17 protein-coding genes are annotated in these 17753 nt (G+C 69.1%); 2 read left to right on the top strand and 15 right to left on the bottom strand.

The features are described from left to right. Positions 1 to 125: 125 nt before the first annotated feature. Complete coding sequence (locus tag DOE79_RS14030; RefSeq protein ID WP_120339038.1) at positions 126 to 1130, bottom strand: phosphotransferase family protein; 1005 nt, start codon at positions 1128 to 1130, stop codon at positions 126 to 128. Positions 1131 to 1194: 64 nt separating this feature from the next. Then, entirely contained in the window at positions 1195 to 2229 is a 1035-nt protein-coding gene (locus DOE79_RS14025) for a S41 family peptidase (protein WP_120339037.1), read from the bottom strand. A gap of 133 nt (positions 2230 to 2362) precedes the next feature. Here DOE79_RS14025 and DOE79_RS14020 point away from each other — a divergent pair, with 133 nt between their 5' ends. Then, on the top strand, positions 2363 to 2887 hold the full coding sequence (locus tag DOE79_RS14020) for an ASCH domain-containing protein (RefSeq protein ID WP_120339036.1): 525 nt from the start codon (positions 2363 to 2365) through the stop codon (positions 2885 to 2887). 12 nt (positions 2888 to 2899) lie between these two features. On the opposite strand, the gene DOE79_RS14015 is transcribed toward DOE79_RS14020, so the two are convergent. The 12 genes from DOE79_RS14015 to DOE79_RS13960 all read right to left on the bottom strand — a co-directional run bounded on the left by DOE79_RS14015 (position 2900) and on the right by DOE79_RS13960 (position 16197). Continuing rightward, positions 2900 to 3592 carry a GntR family transcriptional regulator gene (locus DOE79_RS14015; protein ID WP_120339035.1) on the bottom strand — a complete coding sequence of 231 codons (693 nt, stop codon included), beginning with the start codon at positions 3590 to 3592 and terminating at the stop codon, positions 2900 to 2902. A gap of 103 nt (positions 3593 to 3695) precedes the next feature. Continuing rightward, complete coding sequence (locus DOE79_RS14010) at positions 3696 to 5288, bottom strand: ABC transporter substrate-binding protein (RefSeq protein WP_120339034.1); 1593 nt, start codon at positions 5286 to 5288, stop codon at positions 3696 to 3698. A 58-nt stretch (positions 5289 to 5346) separates the two neighbouring features. Further along, positions 5347 to 6333, bottom strand: coding sequence for an ABC transporter permease (locus DOE79_RS14005; protein ID WP_120339033.1), 987 nt, complete (start codon positions 6331 to 6333; stop codon positions 5347 to 5349). A 10-nt stretch (positions 6334 to 6343) separates the two neighbouring features. Next, entirely contained in the window at positions 6344 to 7207 is an 864-nt protein-coding gene (locus DOE79_RS14000; RefSeq protein ID WP_120339032.1) for an ABC transporter permease, read from the bottom strand. Continuing rightward, entirely contained in the window at positions 7204 to 9060 is a 1857-nt protein-coding gene (locus DOE79_RS13995; RefSeq protein WP_120339031.1) for an oligopeptide/dipeptide ABC transporter ATP-binding protein, read from the bottom strand. Before DOE79_RS13995 ends, DOE79_RS14000 begins: the two co-directional genes overlap by 4 nt. Then, entirely contained in the window at positions 9050 to 9970 is a 921-nt protein-coding gene (locus DOE79_RS13990; protein ID WP_120339030.1) for a polysaccharide deacetylase family protein, read from the bottom strand. Before DOE79_RS13990 ends, DOE79_RS13995 begins: the two co-directional genes overlap by 11 nt. Next, positions 9967 to 11487, bottom strand: a complete 1521-nt coding sequence (locus DOE79_RS13985; RefSeq protein ID WP_120339029.1) for an amidohydrolase family protein — start codon at positions 11485 to 11487, stop codon at positions 9967 to 9969. Before DOE79_RS13985 ends, DOE79_RS13990 begins: the two co-directional genes overlap by 4 nt. Beyond that, a complete protein-coding gene (locus DOE79_RS13980; RefSeq protein ID WP_120339028.1) occupies positions 11484 to 12221 on the bottom strand; it encodes an aspartate/glutamate racemase family protein in 738 nt (245 codons plus the stop codon). The genes DOE79_RS13985 and DOE79_RS13980 overlap by 4 nt, the downstream gene beginning before the upstream one ends. After that, positions 12218 to 13117, bottom strand: a complete 900-nt coding sequence (locus DOE79_RS13975) for a carbohydrate kinase family protein (RefSeq protein ID WP_120339027.1) — start codon at positions 13115 to 13117, stop codon at positions 12218 to 12220. Before DOE79_RS13975 ends, DOE79_RS13980 begins: the two co-directional genes overlap by 4 nt. Continuing rightward, the gene (locus tag DOE79_RS13970) at positions 13110 to 14294 is read right to left on the bottom strand and encodes an SIS domain-containing protein (protein ID WP_120339026.1); all 1185 of its coding nucleotides are present in this window, start codon (positions 14292 to 14294) and stop codon (positions 13110 to 13112) included. Before DOE79_RS13970 ends, DOE79_RS13975 begins: the two co-directional genes overlap by 8 nt. 65 nt (positions 14295 to 14359) lie before the next feature. Beyond that, on the bottom strand, positions 14360 to 15142 hold the full coding sequence (locus DOE79_RS13965) for a BtpA/SgcQ family protein (protein WP_162942756.1): 783 nt from the start codon (positions 15140 to 15142) through the stop codon (positions 14360 to 14362). Between the two features lie 134 nt (positions 15143 to 15276). Beyond that, positions 15277 to 16197, bottom strand: a complete 921-nt coding sequence (locus DOE79_RS13960) for an AEC family transporter (RefSeq protein ID WP_120339024.1) — start codon at positions 16195 to 16197, stop codon at positions 15277 to 15279. Between the two features lie 92 nt (positions 16198 to 16289). Here DOE79_RS13960 and DOE79_RS13955 point away from each other — a divergent pair, with 92 nt between their 5' ends. After that, positions 16290 to 17105, top strand: coding sequence for an alpha/beta fold hydrolase (locus DOE79_RS13955; protein WP_120339023.1), 816 nt, complete (start codon positions 16290 to 16292; stop codon positions 17103 to 17105). A 213-nt stretch (positions 17106 to 17318) separates the two neighbouring features. On the opposite strand, the gene DOE79_RS13950 is transcribed toward DOE79_RS13955, so the two are convergent. Further along, entirely contained in the window at positions 17319 to 17600 is a 282-nt protein-coding gene (locus tag DOE79_RS13950) for an HPr family phosphocarrier protein (protein ID WP_066598207.1), read from the bottom strand. Between the last annotated feature and the right edge of the window lie 153 nt (positions 17601 to 17753).

Below are 17753 nucleotides of genomic sequence, written 5' to 3'. Positions count from 1 at the left end.
GATCTTTTCTTTCGTGATGAGGTGTCGTGGTGCGGCCCTGGTGGCTGTCTCCAGCATTCCGGATGCTGTGCGGGGCCACCACGGGGTTAGCCCCCGTTCTGTGAGTGCTGTGCCTCGGCGCGAGGTTATCCTGCGAGCGCGGTCAGGGCCGCGCGGAGGCTGCCGTCGACCGCGGCCCGGTGTGCGGCGACCCAGTCGCCGGCATAGTGGCGCGGAACGATCTCCACCAGCTGGACCAGGGCCAGATACATCCGGTAGAGCAGCAGCCGGGTGTCCCCGGCCGGGGACCCGAGCGCCGGGCGCGCCCCACCCGAGGCGTATCCGTCCAGCAACGCTGTCGGTACCGGTCCCCCGCCGAGCTGGTCGGCCCCGGCGAACTCGAACAACGGGTCGCCCCAGACCGCCCGCTCCGGGTCGATCACACCGGTCAGGCGCCCGGTGACGGGGTCCACGAAGAGGTTGCCCGCCCAGAGGTCGGTGTGCACGAGCACGGGCACGGTGACCTCGGCGAGGGCGGCCCGGTGGCGCTGGAGCGCCGCGCGGATGTCGGCCGCCGGCACTGTCGTCGCCCAGCGCTCGGCATCCGTCAACAACGCCTCCACCATCAACCCGAACGCTTCCGGCCAGGTCGGCGCGACGAGCCCGGTCGCGCGATTGGGATACCCGAAGTCGCTGCCGGTCACCGTGTGCAGGTGTGCCATGACTGCACCGAGGTCGTGCAGCAGCTCGGGCTGGTCGGCTGCCGATTCGCCCGTGGCCGTGCTGAGGCCGAGCAGCGGCACACCATCGAGGTGGGTCGCCACGACAACGTCGGTGGGCAGGATGCTGCGGCTGAAGTCGGTGTGCAGTACCCGGGGCATGAGCAGTTCGGGCCGGCCGGCGCCCAGCCCGTACACGAGAGCTTCGGTGCGCACGAGGTCGCGTTCGTAGGTCAGCAGTCGATCGGTGTCGACAGGGGCCGTCTTCACGATCACTCGAGTGCCGTCGGCCAAGCAGACCCGGTAGGTGGTAGCGAACATTCCCCCGGTGAGCACCTCGACGCCGGTCACCTCGCCGAGCGAGTCGAGGAGACGGCGCAGGGCGGCCTGAGTGCTGGTCGAGACGTCGGCAGTGGAGGCGGCAGTGGTCACGGTTCGAACCTATCGCTCCGGCCGACGCGCGCTCGACGGCGGGAAGAGCCGCGACTGCGGCCCACTACCGGGCAGCATCGGCGTCGGTCTGCGCTCGGCGCGCTAACCACTGCCGCACCGCCGGGTCGAAGGCGCCGGGGTCGTCGATCACGTGATCGGGAACGATCGGGGTGCCGTACCGAGTGCCGGAACGGTCGGCGTCGACCGCCGTGGTGAGGTTGATCGCGGCGCCGTCGTAGAGGCGCCGCGGTTCGTTCACCGTGCTGAAGCCGTAGCTGGGCTGCCCGAACAGCTCCGCGTTGGGTTGGGAGACAAAGCTGATGGCGACCGCTTCGGCAGAGCTGCCGGTCATGCCGTCGATGAGGACGGCGATCGGGAGGCTCGTCTTCGTCGTGCGGGCCGTGGAGGTCGCTTGCTCTGCTCCGCGCAGGGAGACTGTGGCGCCCTCGACGGTGACGGCATCGGATCGGTCCGCGTAGTCGAAGGACATGACCTGGCCGTCGCTGAGGAGCGGAGCCACCGCCGCCAGCATCGGCCAGACGTTGCCGCCGTGATTGCCGCGCAGGTCGAGCACCCACCCGGCCGTCGTCACCGGTTCGGCCGCGGCGAGGCCGTCGATCGCAGCGTCGGTGTACCGCTGGTTGGCGGCACCTCCTCCGCCCACGTGGGTGGGGAGGGAGAGCGTCGACACCCCGTCCTCGGTGACGACAGTGGGGAGCGCGCCGGTCTCGTCCCCGGAGCCCCCGGAGCCGAAGTAGGTGTCCGCGGCGGCCGGGTCGAGGAATGCGCTGTGCTCCCCGCCGAGTCGCACGGCAGCATCCTGGAGCGCCGGGTAGGTGTCGCTGAGGATGCTCGCGGCCGCGACCCGCCGGTCGACCTCACGCACCACCGCCGCGTACGTCGCGTCGTCGGCTCGGAGACCCGGTCGCATCTGCTCCACGGCGAGGGCGGCATACCGCTGCGGCGAAGGCGGCACGATGAAGATGTTCAGCCGCTCCGCAATCGGATTCAGCACCCACACGCATCCGGTGAGAAAGAGGAACAGCGACGAGAAGACGAGAAGGACGATGCGCTGACGGGACCTGGGTGCTCGGGACATGAATCACAGTATGAAGAGCAGTCCGGCGCCCGGGCATCGCTCCCGGGAATGATCCGCGCCGCCGCGAGGAGGAGATTGGCGGGAGAATGTGGGCCGGACTCAAGGTGACCCGGATGCGTGAAACCATGGAGCAATGACAGGACCATCCATACCGGAACCGCTCACCCCGCCGGACATCGCTGCGTCGACGGCGTTCTGGGAGGCGTACTGCCGCTCGAATCCTCAGGCCGCCCTCGCGGGCCCTGAGTACACGGTGGAGCATTTCGGAGATTCGGCGCGTCTGGCCGACGAACTGCTGGCGATCGTTCTGACCGGCCGGAAGCGCGCGACGGCTGAGCTCGTGGCCGACTTCGTTGCCCGTGGTGATCAGGTGCCCAGAATCGGCTCACACTGGATCGCGTGTGACAGCACCGGTGCACCTCGAATCATCATCCGCAGTGTGGAGCTCCGGGTGGGTCCGTTCACCAGCGCCGATGCCGCGTTCGCCGCGGACGAAGGCGAGGACGACGGATCGCTGGCCAGCTGGCAGAAGGAACATCGCATCTACTGGAAGCGCGTCAGCGCCGCGCGCGGAGCAGAGTGGACGGAGGACGACGACATCATCTTCGAGCGCTTCGCGGTCGTCTGGCCGCCCGAGCACGCCGACGCGTCGAACTGAACCCCTGCCGGCCTAGGAAAGCTCGATCACGTGTTGGCTCTTCAGGGCGGTGAACGACGGGATGCGGTCGCGTTCGATGTGGGTGTAGGCAATCGACTCCGCCACCCGTTCGTTGCCCGAACGAATCGCCTCGCACAGCTCCCGGTGGTCATCGAAGGCTTCGTCCACATCCAGCTGGGAGGTGAGGAAGAACAGCCACATCATCCGACCCGACACCGAGCGCATCAGCGATTTCATCAGGGCGTTGTCGGTCAGGTCCACGATCGCCTCGTGGAACCAGGTGCTTGCCTGGGCGATCTTGTACGGGTCGTCGCCGTGCACCACGTCCTGCGAGTAGCGCAGCGCGTGGTCGAGTTGGTCCATCGACGCGCCGAGGGACACCTGGCGGGCCGCGAACCGGGCTGCACCCACCTCGAGGCAGAGGCGTAGATCGAAGAGGTTATTGACCCCCTTCTCGTCCCAGGTAGCGACCACGGCGCCACGGCGGGGGAAGGTGCGCACGAAGCCGTCCATCTCCAACTGCGGTACGGCTTCCCGCAGTGGAACCCGGGAGACCTCGAGCTCCTCGGCCAGGCGTTGCTCGGCCAGCCGGGCTCCCTGGGGGTACCGGCCGCGGATGATTCCCTCGCTCAGCGCGAGGTAGGCCTGACGGGACAGCGAGTCGGGACGCGTGGTTTCGACGGGAACATCGACCGGTGCGGCCATCGGGTTCTCCTCAGTCATGGGTGGTGGGGGTGCTTTCTGGATGGTAACGACAGCGGGTGGGACAGCGCCATTCGGCGCCGTCCCACCGCTGGCGAAAGAACGTCTACTTCGCGATGCCCAGCTTGCTGAAGTCGAGTTCGTTCGCGCCGATGTTGTGGGCTTCGGCGACGCCGGTCAGCCAGGTCTGCGACACGACCCAGTCCTTGTTGTAGGACAGGTTCATGTAGCACCCCGTCGCCGAGTACGTCTGGGCGGCCTGCGCGAAGAGCGCAGTGTCGCCCGAGCGCACGGCGGCCTCGAGATCGGCGTTCGTGTTCGGGTCTTCACAGAGGAAGTAGTTGATTCCGCCGCTGGCGTCCCAGAACACGTGGCCCCACATGTACGGGCTGCCGCCGTCGGGGCCGTTGTTGCCGTCGATGAACGCATCCGGTCCCTTGGTGGGGTCGTTGGCCCAGTCGAAGACCTGCGAGGTCGGGTAGCCCTGCGCCGTCGCGGCGAGACCGACCGCCTGCAGCTGCGCGGTGACGATGTTGGCCATCTGCTCGGCGTTCGAGTTGTCCGATGCGAATCCCACCACCAGAGGCGTCTTGGCCGGAAGGGTCGCGGCGTAGGCCGCGAACACGCTCGGGTCATAGTCGATGTTCTGCGCGTCGGACCCATCCGCGATCATTCCCTTGGCGTACAGGGTGGTCGCCGGCTCCGAGCGGGCGCCCAGCACCTGCTTGACCAGCTTCTCCTGGTCGATGGACTGCAGGAAGGCGGTCCGGGCCTCCTGGTTGCTGAAGAAGTCCAGGCTCGGGTTCAACGTCAGCAGCGCAGACTGCAGGGTGGGCAGCATGTCGCTGTTGAACGCGTCGTTGTCGTCGTACTTGGCCAGGCTCGAGGAGGGCAGGGCCGCGACGACCGCGGAGACGTCACCGTTGTCCAGGGCCAGCTGGATGGCGCTGGCGTCACTGTAGACGGGCAGCTCGACTGTCGTGAAGGGCGAGATCGTCCCCCAGTAGTCGGCGTATTGGGTCAGCGAGTACTTCGCTCCCACCTGCACGTCGGAGAGCTCGTACGGGCCCGTCCCGATGTCGTGGGTCTGCAGGTACGTCTGCGCGTTGTCGGATCCGGCGTTCTCGGCCAGGCCCGTCGGGGAGACCATCTTCGGGCCGAACGGAGAAGCCAGGTAGTCCAGGAAGGCCGCGTTCGGCTCGGACAGCGTGACGATCGCGGTGAGGTCATCCGGTGTCTCGACTGATGCGACGCCGGCGGTCATGTACGCCGCGCCGCCGTCGACGGCGGTGCGCCGGTCGAACGACGTCTTCACGGCCGCGGACGTGAACGGGGTTCCGTCGTGGAAGGTGACGCCGCTGCGCAGGGCGAAGGTGTACACGGTGTTGTCGTCGGACACCGTCCACGACTCGGCCAGGCGCGGTGCCAGTTCGACGGTGTCGAGGTCGTTCTGGTACTGCACCAGGCCCTCGTAGGTGTTCAGCACGATGGCCAGGCCGTTGTTCGCGTAGTACACGTCGGGGTCGGGTGGCTGCCCGATGTCGCCCAACAGGCCGATGGTGAGGGTTCCGTCGCTCGGCGCGGCGTTGGGCGCGGTGTCGCTCCCGCCGGCCGAGCACGCGGCGAGCGCGAGCAGCGGGACCACCGCGAGCGCGGCGAGGACGCCTCGGGGTGTTTTACGGTGCAGTCGAGATTTCACGGTCAACTCCTGTGTGTGTGATGGAACGGATGGGGAGGGGGCGGAACATGACACGGCCCTACGCGCTGAGGCGTGGGTCCGCGGCGGCTTGGAGGACGTCGACAACCGCGTTCGCGACGATGTAGATCGTTCCGAGCACGAGGGTGACGCCGGCGATGGCGGGGAAATCGGAGACGGGGATGCTGTTGGCGAGGTAGTTGCCGATTCCCGGCCAGCTGAAGATCTGTTCCACCACGACGACACCGGCGAACATGAAGCCCAGCTGCAGTCCGGCCATCGACATGGCCGGGCCGAGCGAGTTGCGCACGACGTGCTTGCGCAGCACGGTCAGCGAGGTCAGCCCCTTGGACTGCGCCGTCCGGACGTAGTCCGAGCGCAGTGTCGCGTCCAGGCTGGCGCGCAGGATGCGTCCGATCGCGATGGAGGGAGCGATGGCCAACACCACCGCCGGCAGGATCAGGTGCTCCAGAGCGTCGCCGGCCCGGGGAAGACTGCCGCCGAGCACGCTGTCGAGAACGAGCAACCCGGTCGGGGACGTGCTGTCCTCGCCCCGGCCGCCGGCTGGGAGCCAGTGCCACTGAGCGTAGAAGAGCACGATGCCGCCGAGCGCGAGGAGGAACGGAGGAGCCGTCGCCAGGACCAGCAGCGGACCGCGGAAGACCGCCCCGCCCGGCCAGCGCAGCGCGCCCGAGACCGCGAAGAGTGTGCCCAGCAGGAGAGCCGTCAGGAAGGACACCGTCACCAGTTCGACCGTGGCCGGCAAAAACGCGGCGAGATCGGTCAGGACAGCGCGGTGGGTGCGCAACGAGACGCCCAGGTCGCCCTGCACAAGGTTGCCCAGAAAGCGCAGGTACTGCACATAGATCGGGTCGTCCAGGCCCAGGGCTGCCCGCTGGGCGGCGATCGCCGCCGGAGAGGCGTTGGCTCCCAGGTAGGCCTTCACGGGGTCGCCGGGCGAGATCGCCTGGAGGACGAAGATGGCCGCGGACAACACGAAGATCAGGATCACGGCTGCGCCCAGCCGGCGGAGGATGAATCGGGTCATGGTCAGGTCCTCAGCTGTGGGTCGAGACGAGGTTGCGGATGGCGTCGCCGCCGAGGTTGGCGATCAGGCTGAGAAGCAGGACCGCGAGCCCCGGCACGACGGGAATCCACCATTCGGTGAGCAGCTGCGACAGCGCCCGGGCGGTATCCGCGCCCAACTCCGGTGCCGGGGCGGATTGACCGAGCCCCAGGAAGGAGAGCCCGGCGAGCAGCAGCACGACGTTGCCCACGTCCAGGCTCGCCGTCACGATCGCGGTGGGCACCATGCCGGGAACCACGTGCCGCATGACCAGGCGCCCGCGGGAGGCGCCGGACAGCCGTGCCGCCTCGACATGAGGTTGGGCGACGATCGACTTCACCTCGCCCCGGATGATCCGGGCGTAGTACGGCCACCAGACCACGGCGATCCCGATCAGGGTGTTCTGCAGGTTGTAGCCGAGCGCGGCGACGATCGCGATCGCCACCAGGGTGCCCGGCAGGGCGAGGAAGAGGTCGGTCACGCGCATCAGCAGCCCGTCGATCCGGCCACCGGCGACGCCGGCCACCGTCCCGACCAGACCGCCGATGACGAGGCCGGAGGCCACGATGATCAGCGCCGCGAACCAGCTAACCTGGATTCCCCACAGGGTGCGGCTGAGCAGATCCCGCCCGATCGAATCGGTGCCGAGCCAGTGCCCCTCGGAACCCGGCGGCAGGTTGAGCGCCCCGATCGGTTGGATGGGATCGTACGGCGCGAGCAGGCGCGCGGCCAGGGCGACCAGGGTGACCACCACCAGCAGGGCGACGAGGGTGAGGTTCACCCTCCGACCGGTGTGCACCCCGAGGGAGAGTGCGGGCATCGGGAAGCGGCGGGAGGTCAGAGCGGGCACAGTCATCGGAGGGCTCCGATCTCGGGTACCGACCCGAGCAGGGTTCGGGTGTAGGGATGCTTCGGTGCGGTGATGACCTCGTCCGTGGACCCGGTCTCGACGATCTCGCCGCCCGTCATGACCACGATGCGGTCGCCCATCAGGCGTGCCACGGACAGGTCGTGGGTCACGAACAACACGGTCATTGTCAGGGCGGTGCGCATCTCCCTGATCAGGTTCAGCACACTCGCCGCCAACGAGGCATCGAGTGCGCTGGTGGGCTCGTCGCAGAGCAGCACGGCCGGCGGGATGATGGTGGCGCGGGCCAGGGCAATGCGCTGGCGTTGCCCGCCGGAGAGTTCGCCGGGCCTGGAGCGGGCGATCGAGGCAGCCAGGCCCATGGCGTCCAGGGCCGCCTCGATGCGCTTCCGGGTCTCGGCACCGCCGAGACCCAGCGGAAGCAGCCGCTCGCGCAGGGTCTCCCCCACCGTCAGCCACGGCGTCAGCGACGATCCGGCGTCCTGGAACACCATCTGGGCGCCGCCGGGCGCGAGGGTCACCGAGCCGGCGGCGGCCGGGGTCAGACCGGCGATCACCCGCAGCAACGTCGACTTGCCCGAGCCGCTCTCCCCGACGATGGACACGGATTCCCCGGGCCGGACCGACAGGTCGATTCCCCGGAGCGCGTGGACCTCGCGGCGGCGACCGGCGCCGCCCTTGAGGACGAACCGCGCATGCAGGCCGGTCACGCTCACCGCCGGAACGGATCGGTCGACCGGGCGGGAGACCAACCCGGAGACGTCCACGAGCGGCAGCGGGCGAGCGGGCGAGTGCTGCGCGTACGCGTGCACATCCGCTTCGGCGCGCCAGCAGGCACGATTGTGGGCGACGTGCTCGCCGGCCACACCGGGGATGGGCGGGACCGCGATGTCGGCGGCGGCAAGCGGCGGCTGCTCGGTGCCGCAGCGGTCGACGGCCAGCGGGCACCGCGAGGAGTACGCGCAGCCCTGGCCGCGCTCCTCGGCCGAGGCCGTTTCGGGGCGCAGTGTCTCCAGCAGGGTGTCGCGGGGGGTGCTGAGCGCCAGCCGGGACCGCAGCAGGCCCACGGTGTACGGGTGCGTCGGTCGCTGCAGGATGTCGGCGGTGCGGCCGATCTCGGCGATCCGGCCCGCGTAGAGCACGGCGACACGATCGGCGATCTGCGCGGCGACCGCGAGGTCGTGGGTGATGAACACGACGCTGCAGCCGAATTCGTCGCGCAGGCTCTTGAGCAGCTCGAGCACCTGCGCCTGCACGGTCACATCCAGGGCCGTGGTCGGTTCGTCGGCGATGATCAACGAGGGACGTCCGGCAACGGCGATCGCCGCCATGATGCGCTGGCGCAGTCCACCCGAGAGTTCATGAGGGAACACCCGGAAGCGCAGCTCGGGGTCGTTGATCCCCACCGCGCTCATCAGGGTGATGCTGGTGGCCGGGTCGCCCGACGATTCCGTGATCTGGTTTCCCACCCGCATGGTCGGATTCAGCGAGGTCATCGGGTCCTGGAAGATCACGCCCAGTTCATCGCGGCGGAGTCGCCGCAGCTGTTCCGCCGTGCCCGAGACCATGTCGGTGCCGACGATGCGAATCGTGCCCTCGACCCGCGGGTGCGAGCGCTGGGGCAGCAGGCCCATCATGGCGAGCGCGAGGACGCTCTTGCCCGACCCCGACTCACCGACGAGCCCGATGATCTCTCCCGAGCGGACCTCCAGGTCGACACCCCGGATCACGTCGGAGCGAACCCCGTTGCGCTCCAGGCTGATGCGGAGATCGTCGATACTGGCCACGTTGCCGCCGGGGCGGCTACCGGCGGCGCGGGCATCCGCTCTGCTACCGAACATCGTCCACCGCCTGGGGCAGGAGCTGGGCGGACTGGGCCGTCATCGCCTCGTGGATGTCGCGCGGCTGTGCGAACCACACATCTGCCCGATGGTTCGTCAGGTGTTCGAGCGCACGACTGAGCTGTTTCAGCCGGAACGGGACACCGGAGATGAACGAGTGCACCACGATGCTCATCACCAGGCGTTGTTCGCCGGCAGCCTCGAGCAGCTCGTCGAACTCGTCGATGATCATGTCGGCGAACTCGCTCGCGCTCGCCCCGCGCCCGATGATGGTGGTGCTGTCGTTGAGCTCGAGCGCGTAGGGCAACGCGAGCAGCGGGGCTTCACGCGTGTTCAGCCACACGGGGCGGTCGTCCAGGCGCAGGTCGAGCAGGTATTCGTAGCCGGCCTCGCCGAGCAGGTCGATGGTGCGCTCGGTGTGGGTCAGCCAGGGGCTGGACCAGCCCCGCGGCGCCGCCCCTTCTTCGACGGAAATCCGTGCGGCGACAGCGTCGAGGTAGGCGAGTTCGTCCTGCTCGGTCATGCCCGAGAGCGAGTCGGAATTGGAGATGCCGTGGCCGATGATCTCCGATCCCAGCCGGCGGGCCTCCGCGAGGAGTTCCGGAGCGGCGTCGTAGACCGCGGTGTTGAGGAGCACTGTCGAGGGGATGCCGAACTGCTCGAGACGCTGCAACAGCCGGAATCCGCCGACGCGGTTGCCGTAGTCCCGCCAGCTCGTGTTCACCAGGTCGGGAGCGGCCACACCCTCCATGAGGTTCTCGGTCATCCCGGTGCCGAAGGTGTAGGACTCGAGGCCGATGGCGATGTAGACGGCCAGCTTCTTGCCCTCGGGCCAGACCGCGTCGAGGCGTGTGGTGATGGGTGAGTAGTCGTACCGCTCATCGGGGGCAACGGGGGTGGGGACTGTCATCGGGTTCCGATCCATCTGTTCATTCCGAGGTCGGCGGCGGCCGCCTCGCGCACGATCGCCTGGTAGTGCGGATACACGGTGCCGGCGGCGGCACGTGCCCGCTGCACGACGGGGAGTTTGCCGGCGAAGTGTTCCCTGGCCTCGGCGAGCAGGGCGTCCTCGTCGACGGTGGTCACGGAGCCGGCCTCGAACACGACGCGACCGTCGACCATCGTGACAACGACGTCGCTGCCCGACTCGCAGTAGACGAGCTGGCCGCGCAGGTCGTTGAACGGGGTGAAGGCGGCGCCGTGCAGGTCCAGGAGGGTCAGGTCGGCCAGGTAGCCCTCGCGGACTGCGCCCAGGCGGTCGGCCTGCAGCAGTGCCGCCGCTCCCCCGGCCCAGAGGCTGTCCAGGACCTCGCCCGCGGTGGGCCAGAGGTCGCTGTCGAGTCCGGACACGTTGTGGATGAGACCGGCGGTCTTCACCACTCCCCAGAGGTTGGCCGAGTCGTCGCAGATGGCTTCGTCGATGCCGAGGGCCACGGGGATGCCGAAGTCCTTCATCCGGCGGAAGGGGGCGACGCCGCTGCCCAGTCGCAGGTTGCTCACCGGGTTGTGGGCGATCACGGCGCCGGCCTCGGCGATGAGCGCGAGATCGCGGTCGTCGGTCCACACGGCGTGGATCACGTTCATACGCTCGCTGAGCAGGCCGAGATCGGCGGTGTACTGCACGAGGGACCGACCGGCGAACCGGGGCTGCTCGGTGGCGAGCGCCCGTTGCACCTTGGTCTCGAGCATGTGCGCGAAGAGGGGGATTCCCCAGCGGCGGCTGAGGTCGTCGATCGCCTCGAAGTAGGGCACGCTCACGCGCTGGGGAGCGGATACCGACACGGCGGCGGTGAGCCGGCCACCGTGGCTGCCGTGCCACCGCTCGAGCAGGTAGTCGTACATGCCGAGCAGGCCGGCGGAGTCCAGGGGCGGCGGGGCCGCCAGTGAGTCGACGAACGCCGCATCCGTGTTGCGGGAAAGGTAGGGCAGCTTCTGGTCCTCGGCGAGCTCCGGCTGGTCGAGGGCGACACTCGCGCGGATGCCGCAGTCGGCGTACGCCTGCATCACGGCGTCGATGATCTCCGGCGTCGGATACGGCATCAGGAAGGCGTCGTCCTGCACGGTCGTGGTGCCGGTGCGGAGCATCTCGAGGGCCGCCAGCATGGTGCGCAGGTACGCCTCACGCGGGGTGGGCGCCAACTCGGCGTCCACCGGCGATTCGTAGAGCATGAACAGTTCGAGCGGCAGCGAGGGGAGCGAGCCCTTGAGGTGGTTGGCGGGGGAATGGAAGTGCGCGTTGATCAGGCCGGGCAGCAGGATCTGGTGGTTCTTGCCGTCGATGACGCGCACATCGGCGCCGGCGACCGGAGCGACATCGGTTCCGATGCCGGTGATCGTGTTTCCCTCGATCAGCACGTCGGTGGGGCCGAACAGGCCGGACTCGTGAGCGCTGTCGTAGACGTACACGCGGGTGAACAGGGTCGTCATCGGTGTTCTCCTGCCTGAGCGGGACGGGGCGAGGTGGACCGCGCCCAGGTCTGCGAGCGGGAGGTGGTGAGGTTCTGGGCGAGGAGCCCGTCGGCGAGCGCGACCGCGGCGCTGACGCCCTCGATGACCGGCACGCCCACCCGCTGCTGGAGGGGTGCGACCAGGTCGGCCAGGCCGGCGCATCCGAGCACGATCGCCTCGGCGCCGTCGTCCGCGATGGCGCGGAGGGCCTCGGTGACGAACAGGCCGAGCAGGTGCGCCGACCCGTCGTGCACCTCGGCGACCGGTTCGTCCACGGCTCGGACCGTGCAGCGGTGCCCCAGCCCGAGGGTGCGCACGACCCGGTCGGACTGTTCGATGGTGCGCCGCGGCATGGTGATGATGCTGAACCGGTGCGCCAGGAGAGCCGCCGTCATCAGCGCCGCCTCGGTCATGCCCACCACGGGTCCGGACGCGGCCTCCCGTGCGCCGGGCAGGCCGGTGTCACCGAAGCAGGCGATCACGTAGGCATCGGGCGGCGTGGCCGAGTCCTCCAGCCGCTCGATTTCCTGCAATACGGCGAGAGCACCCCAGACCTCGTCCGTGTGGCTCTCGATGCTTGCGACGCCGAACCGCGCGGTGATGCCCAGAAGGTCGGTGCCGGGCCGGGCCGCCGGACGCGCCGCGGCGACGACGGAGGCGGTCATGCTGTCGGTCGTGTTGGGGTTGACGATGGCGATGCGGGTGCGCGTCATCGGACGGCCTCCGCCCCGGCTGCGGCGGTGGCGGCGACGAGCAGACCGTCGATGCCGAGGGTGCTGATCGCGATGCGGGCCGCCCGGGATCCGGCGACCGCGGCCGCGACGGCGTCTCCTGACGCCAGGTGCACCGCGGCGAAGCCGCCGCAGAATGCATCGCCGGCGCCGGTGCTGTCGACGGCCTGCACCCGGTCGGACGGCACCTCGGTGACGACGTCGCCGTCCAGCACGAGGCTTCCCGCCTCGGCGCGTTTGATGACCACGGTGGTGGGACCGAGATCCTGGAACAGTCGGGCGGCGGCCTGGAGGTCGGTGGTGCCGGCGAGGGTGGTCGCCTCGATCTCGCTCGGTAGGAACACGTCGCACAGTGCGATCAGGTCGAACAGGGCCTCCCGGTTTCCGGCGAGGTAGTCCTCCTGCAGGTCGAGGTAGAGCCGGGCGCTGCTGTTCGCGCGCAGCCACGGCGTCAGGGCGACCTGGGCGTCGAGGCTCATGGCCGACAGCACGAACCCGTCGGCGGCCAGCAGCGCGGTGGGAACATCCGCCGGGTAGACCGACAACGCGTCGAAGTCGGCTTCCGACGCCAGCATCTCCCAACTGCGCGAACCGTCGGGGTGGTAGGTGATGACGTTCCGAACCGTGGGCAGGTCACGTCGGGGCAGATCCGGTGCGCTCACACCGGCGGCCTCGAGACCGGAGAGGAGCTCGGCGGGAGCGTCGGTTCCGACCGGAGCGAGGAGGGTCACCCGGGGCAGGTAGAGCCGGGCGGCGAGGGCGGCGTAGGCAGCGTCTCCTCCCATCGCCACGGGTGAGCGCGTTCCGTCGTGGATCGCCTCGTCCAGGGTGAGGTTGCCGACGCAGACGAGCGCGGGTGCGGTGGTCTGCTCAGGCATTGAGTTCCGCCTCCGCGGCGGCGAACTTCGCCATGCCGACGTGGTAGCCGATCATCTGCGCGGGAACGACGAACAGGAGGGGGCTGAGCACCTCGGCGACGGCCGGCAGCTCGATGACCGTGGCGGCGATGTCGGTGAACGCCGTCTCGCCCACGGTCGTGATGGCGTAGAGCTGGCCCCCGTACCGCAGGGCATCCCGGCCGGTGTCGACGGCCCGGGGAACCGACGGACCGGTGGGGGCGAACACGAAGAGCGGCTCACCGGGCTTCTGGGAGTTGTAGTGGTGGTATTCCTCGACCTGGATCTCCAGGGCATGGTCGGGGGAGGTCTCTTTCACCTTCGCGGCGCCGATGATCGCGGCCGCCCAGCTGGGGCCGCCGGCCGAGAACAGGAACATCGTGCGCTGTGCTTCCGCCCGGGCGATCGCGGCGATCGCCGCGTCGTTGTCTTCCAGCACACGCTCGATGAGCGCGGGCATCTGGGCGAGTTCGGCGGACAGCTCGGCGGCGCCGGCCGTTCCCCGGGCCACTCCGGTCTGTGCGGCCAGGCGCAGCAGCAGCGCGAGGGCGGCGCTGGAGGACTGGGTGGGCCAGCCCACCCGGGTGGCCGAGATGAGCAGGGTGTTCTCACTCTCCACATCGAGGGTGGAGCCGACGGTGTTGGTGAGCGCGATCGTCAGGGCACCCACATTCTGGGCCACCAGGAGCGCCTCCACCGTGCGCGTCGTCTCGCCCGAGCTCGACAGGGCGATGACCACCGAGCGGTCGGTGACCAGGTGCCGCTGGTAGTACGCGAAGTCCAGGCTCTGCACGGGCTCACAGGGCAGTCCCAGCATCAGTTCGAGGGCCATCCGCGCGCCGATCATGACCGCCAGCGAGTCTCCGGCACCGACCAGGAAGACCCTGTCGAATCCGCCGGAGGCGAGCCGGTCGCTGACGACCGACAGCTCCGTCTCGTTCCGCAACCAGGTGGCGGTGATGGCCGTGGCCTGTCCGAACATCTCCCCGCGGGTGGCCTCGACCCGGGCGCGACGCTTGGGGTCCAGCGGGTCGTCGGTCGGCAGGGCCAGGATCCCGGCCCGTTCCGCCTCGGACACCCGCACCACAACGCTCTTCTGGCGTTCGTCGAGGGGGCTGTCCGATGCCAGAAGGGGGCTCTGGAGGGTGGCTGCGGTCATTGGTGTGCGTCTTTCGAACAGGGCCGGTGCGGCCAGGGGTGCGAGGGATGGCGTGGAGGGAGAGGTCAGCGGTTGAGGAAGGCGGCGTAGCTCGCGCCGAGCCGGCCGGCGACCTCCGGGTCGATGCGCGCGTCGTAGCCCGATCCGGTCTTGAGCACGCTGCCGAGAATGGCCCCGTCGGAGCCGTGCATGGCGGCGTCGAGAGTGCCGGTGCCCACTCGGCCGCCGATCATGACCCGGGTGCCCGAGCCGAGCTGTGCTTTGAGGGCGGCGATGTCGCTGATGGCGTCGGGGACCCCGCTGTCGCGGGTGACGACCAACGCATCCGCTCCCCCGAACGACAGTGCCTCGGCCGCGGCCCAGTGCAGGTCGCCGGTGACGGCGCGGCTCGTGGCCTCGTGGGCATCCGCCCAGACCTCGACGCTGCTGCCGAGGAGGCGCTTCATCTGGGCAACCTGCAGCGCGCACCCCTCCATAAACCCGGTGGGTCCGACCGAGACGCCCGTGAGCACCTTCACCCGTACGAACTGAGCATCGATGGCGTGGGCGATGGCCACGGCGGCCGGGCCGTCGTTGTGCCCCGCGACGACGCCCAGCGAGACCGGGCTGTGCCGGCGGATCTCGGCCCCGACCACCGCGAGGGCAGCGACTGTGGGGACGGCGACCGTCGTCGGCTGCGGGTTGTCGCTGGCGTCCTGGATCATGACGTCGGTGAACCCGGCACGGTGCAGAACGACAGCATCCTCGGCCGCGGCTTCCGCCATCTCCCTGACCGGCTGGCCTGTGTAGTTGGCAGCGCCGGGCAGCGGCGGCAGGTGCAGGACTCCCACGAGTCGGAAGCCGGTCACCGGGACATCGTTACTGTTGAAGGCATATTCAAACGGTATACAATCGGTTGTTTCCAACAGATGAACCGCCGTAAACTCCCTGTTACACGGGGAATCTGTATGCCGTTTGGTCCAAACGGGTGATTCCGAACGACTCAGGCCAGCAGCGCCGCGATGATCACCAGGGCCGGGATCGCGCCGATGGTCGTCACCAGCACAGTGTCCCGGGCCACGACCTCGCCGCGTCCGTACCGGGAGGCGAAGTTGAAGATGTTCTGCGCCGTGGGCAGGGCGCTCACGGTGACGACGGCGAACAGTTCGGCGCCGGAAAGGCCGAAGACGAACCGGCCGATCAGGTAGGCGATCACCGGCATCAGCACGACCTTGATGACGGAGGCGGCCACCACCTGCTTGCGCCCGGTTCCGGCCTGCAGCAGCCTCTGCCCGTGCAGCGACATGCCGAACGACATGAGCACCAGCGGGATCGCGGCACCGCCGATGATCTCCAGCGGAGCGATGACGGCATCGGGCACCGTCACACCGAACGTGGCCACGAGCACGCCGAGCACCGAGGCGATGATCATGGGGTTCCGCAGCGGCTGGGTGAGGATGCCGCGCACCGACACCCGGCCACGGGTGGAGGAGTCCAGGATGGTGAGGGTGATGGGCGCGAGCACGAGCAGCTGCAGCAACAACACGGGCGCCACGTACTGGGCGCTGCCGAGCACGTAGATGGCCACCGGCAGCCCGATGTTGTTCGCGTTGACATAGGTGGCGCTCGTCGCGCCGAGCACTGTCTCAGGCACGGGCGCCCGGAAGAACAACCGCGCCAGCAGCAGGTAGAGCAGCATGCCGATGATCACGCTGCACAGCACGGTGGCGAGGAACGCGGAGAACAGCACGTGCACATCCGCGTGGGCGAGCACCGTGAACAGCAGGGCGGGGGTGGCGACGAAGAAGGCGATGCGGTTGAGCACCCGGCCGGCGCTGTCGCCGGCCACGCCGGTGCGCTCGACGACGTAGCCCACCAGGATCACAAACCCGATGATCGAGAAACCGACCAATACACCGCCCACCCTTTGAGCCTACGGCCACGCCTCGATGCGGCCGGGCGCGCCGGATCGGTAAAAAATCCCGCCGATCAGCGTGGTGGTCGTACGCTCGAATCATGCCTCACCTCGATGTTCCGGGCGCGAGCCTGTACTACGAAGCCCACGGTCACGTGTCGAAGCCCGCGCTGCTGCTGATCCACGCCGGCATCGCGAATCTGCGCATGTGGGATCCCCAGGTTCCCGCGCTGGCCGCGGACCATTACGTCATCCGCTTCGACACCCGCGGCTTCGGCCAGACCAGCACCGAGGACGTCGAGTTCTCCAATCGAGCGGATGCCCTCGCCGTGCTCGACCACCTCGGCGTGGCCCGGGCCACCCTGATCGGCTGCTCGCGCGGCGGTTCCATCGCCATCGACCTCGCTGTGGAGCACCCGGACCGCGTGGCCGGGCTGGTCACCATCGGCTCCGGCCCGAGCGGGTTTCCGCCCACGGAGCTCACCGATGTGGAGGACGCCAAGTTCGACGAGATCGACCGGGCCTTCGAGGCCCAGGACTGGCACCGCCAGGCGCGCCTCGAGGCGGCGCTCTGGGACTTCGGTCCGCTGCGGCGCGAGGAAGACCTCGATCCCGAGTTCGTCTCGACCGCCTATGCCTTGAACCGGGTGAACGTCATCCACGCCGAGGAGAACCCGGTGTCGCTCCCCCTCGACCCGCCCGCCTTCGACAGGGTCGTGGACATCACCGTGCCCACCCTCGTCACGGTCGGCGAGTACGACATCTCGGAGGTGCTCGCCCAGTACGAATACCTGGTCAGCACGGTGCCCGAGGCGAGCGGATGCGTGTTCCGCGACGCCGCGCACCTGCCCAATGTGGAGCAGCCCGCCGACGTCGAGCGGGTACTGCTCGGCTGGTTGGCCGACAACGGCCTCTAGGCCCGCTACTCTCGCGCCCCGCCCGGCGGCCGCACCTCGTGCCGGTCGCTGCACCCCGGGGTGGCCCACTGCGCCAGCCATAGCTGGCGCAGTGGGCCATACGAGGCGCAGTCAACGTGTCACCCCCGAGGCAGAGCAACGCGGGATGCAGGAAGGGCCCCGGTCTCCCGGGCCCCCTGTTTCGTTGCTACCCGTTGGGCCGCCGCGAGTGTGTTACTCGGCGGCGTCGTGGTCCGTCTCGAGGATCTGCGCGAGGGCCTCGAGGGCCTCATCGGCGCCCGCACCCTCGGCGCGCAGCACGACGACCTGGCCGTGTGCGGCACCCAGGCTCATCAGGCTGAGGATGCTCGAGGCATCCATGGCCTCCTCGGCCGGGTCACCCTCGAGCGCGATGGTGACGTCCACATCCTGGGCGTTGACGGCCTCGGCGAAGATCGCCGCGGGGCGGGCGTGCAGGCCGACGCGGCTGGCGATGGTGGCGGTACGTTCTGACATGGTTCCTCCTGGAGATGGTGAGAGTGGCACGGTTGAGGCTGTTGGCAGGGTGCCGGACCGATACGGAGGGATCTTCCGGCGGGGTACCGGGGGGTAGATCCTCAGGGCAAAAAAAAGACCCGATCATCAGCCGAAGCTTCAGATCAGGTCTTG

Origin of the sequence: Cryobacterium soli, assembly GCF_003611035.1 — a bacterium.
Lineage (GTDB): Bacteria > Actinomycetota > Actinomycetes > Actinomycetales > Microbacteriaceae > Cryobacterium > Cryobacterium soli.
The sequence above is the reverse complement of the archived record's forward strand: the minus strand, read 5'-3'. Positions and strand labels throughout refer to the sequence as shown.

Bases quoted from the DNA above. Each gene is read 5' to 3' on its own strand.
- DOE79_RS13980 (WP_120339028.1), bottom strand. From the start codon at position 12,221: ATGACGCGCACCCGCATCGCCATCGTCAACCCCAACACGACCGACAGC.
- DOE79_RS13955 (WP_120339023.1), top strand. From the start codon at position 16,290: ATGCCTCACCTCGATGTTCCGGGCGCGAGCCTGTACTACGAAGCCCAC.
- DOE79_RS13985 (WP_120339029.1), bottom strand. From the start codon at position 11,487: ATGACGACCCTGTTCACCCGCGTGTACGTCTACGACAGCGCTCACGAG.
- DOE79_RS14025 (WP_120339037.1), bottom strand. From the start codon at position 2,229: ATGTCCCGAGCACCCAGGTCCCGTCAGCGCATCGTCCTTCTCGTCTTC.
- DOE79_RS14005 (WP_120339033.1), bottom strand. From the start codon at position 6,333: ATGACCCGATTCATCCTCCGCCGGCTGGGCGCAGCCGTGATCCTGATC.
- DOE79_RS13995 (WP_120339031.1), bottom strand. From the start codon at position 9,060: ATGTTCGGTAGCAGAGCGGATGCCCGCGCCGCCGGTAGCCGCCCCGGC.
- DOE79_RS14020 (WP_120339036.1), top strand. From the start codon at position 2,363: ATGACAGGACCATCCATACCGGAACCGCTCACCCCGCCGGACATCGCT.
- DOE79_RS13970 (WP_120339026.1), bottom strand. From the start codon at position 14,294: ATGACCGCAGCCACCCTCCAGAGCCCCCTTCTGGCATCGGACAGCCCC.
- DOE79_RS14000 (WP_120339032.1), bottom strand. From the start codon at position 7,207: ATGACTGTGCCCGCTCTGACCTCCCGCCGCTTCCCGATGCCCGCACTC.
- DOE79_RS13950 (WP_066598207.1), bottom strand. From the start codon at position 17,600: ATGTCAGAACGTACCGCCACCATCGCCAGCCGCGTCGGCCTGCACGCC.
- DOE79_RS13990 (WP_120339030.1), bottom strand. From the start codon at position 9,970: ATGACAGTCCCCACCCCCGTTGCCCCCGATGAGCGGTACGACTACTCA.
- DOE79_RS14015 (WP_120339035.1), bottom strand. From the start codon at position 3,592: ATGGCCGCACCGGTCGATGTTCCCGTCGAAACCACGCGTCCCGACTCG.
- DOE79_RS13975 (WP_120339027.1), bottom strand. From the start codon at position 13,117: ATGCCTGAGCAGACCACCGCACCCGCGCTCGTCTGCGTCGGCAACCTC.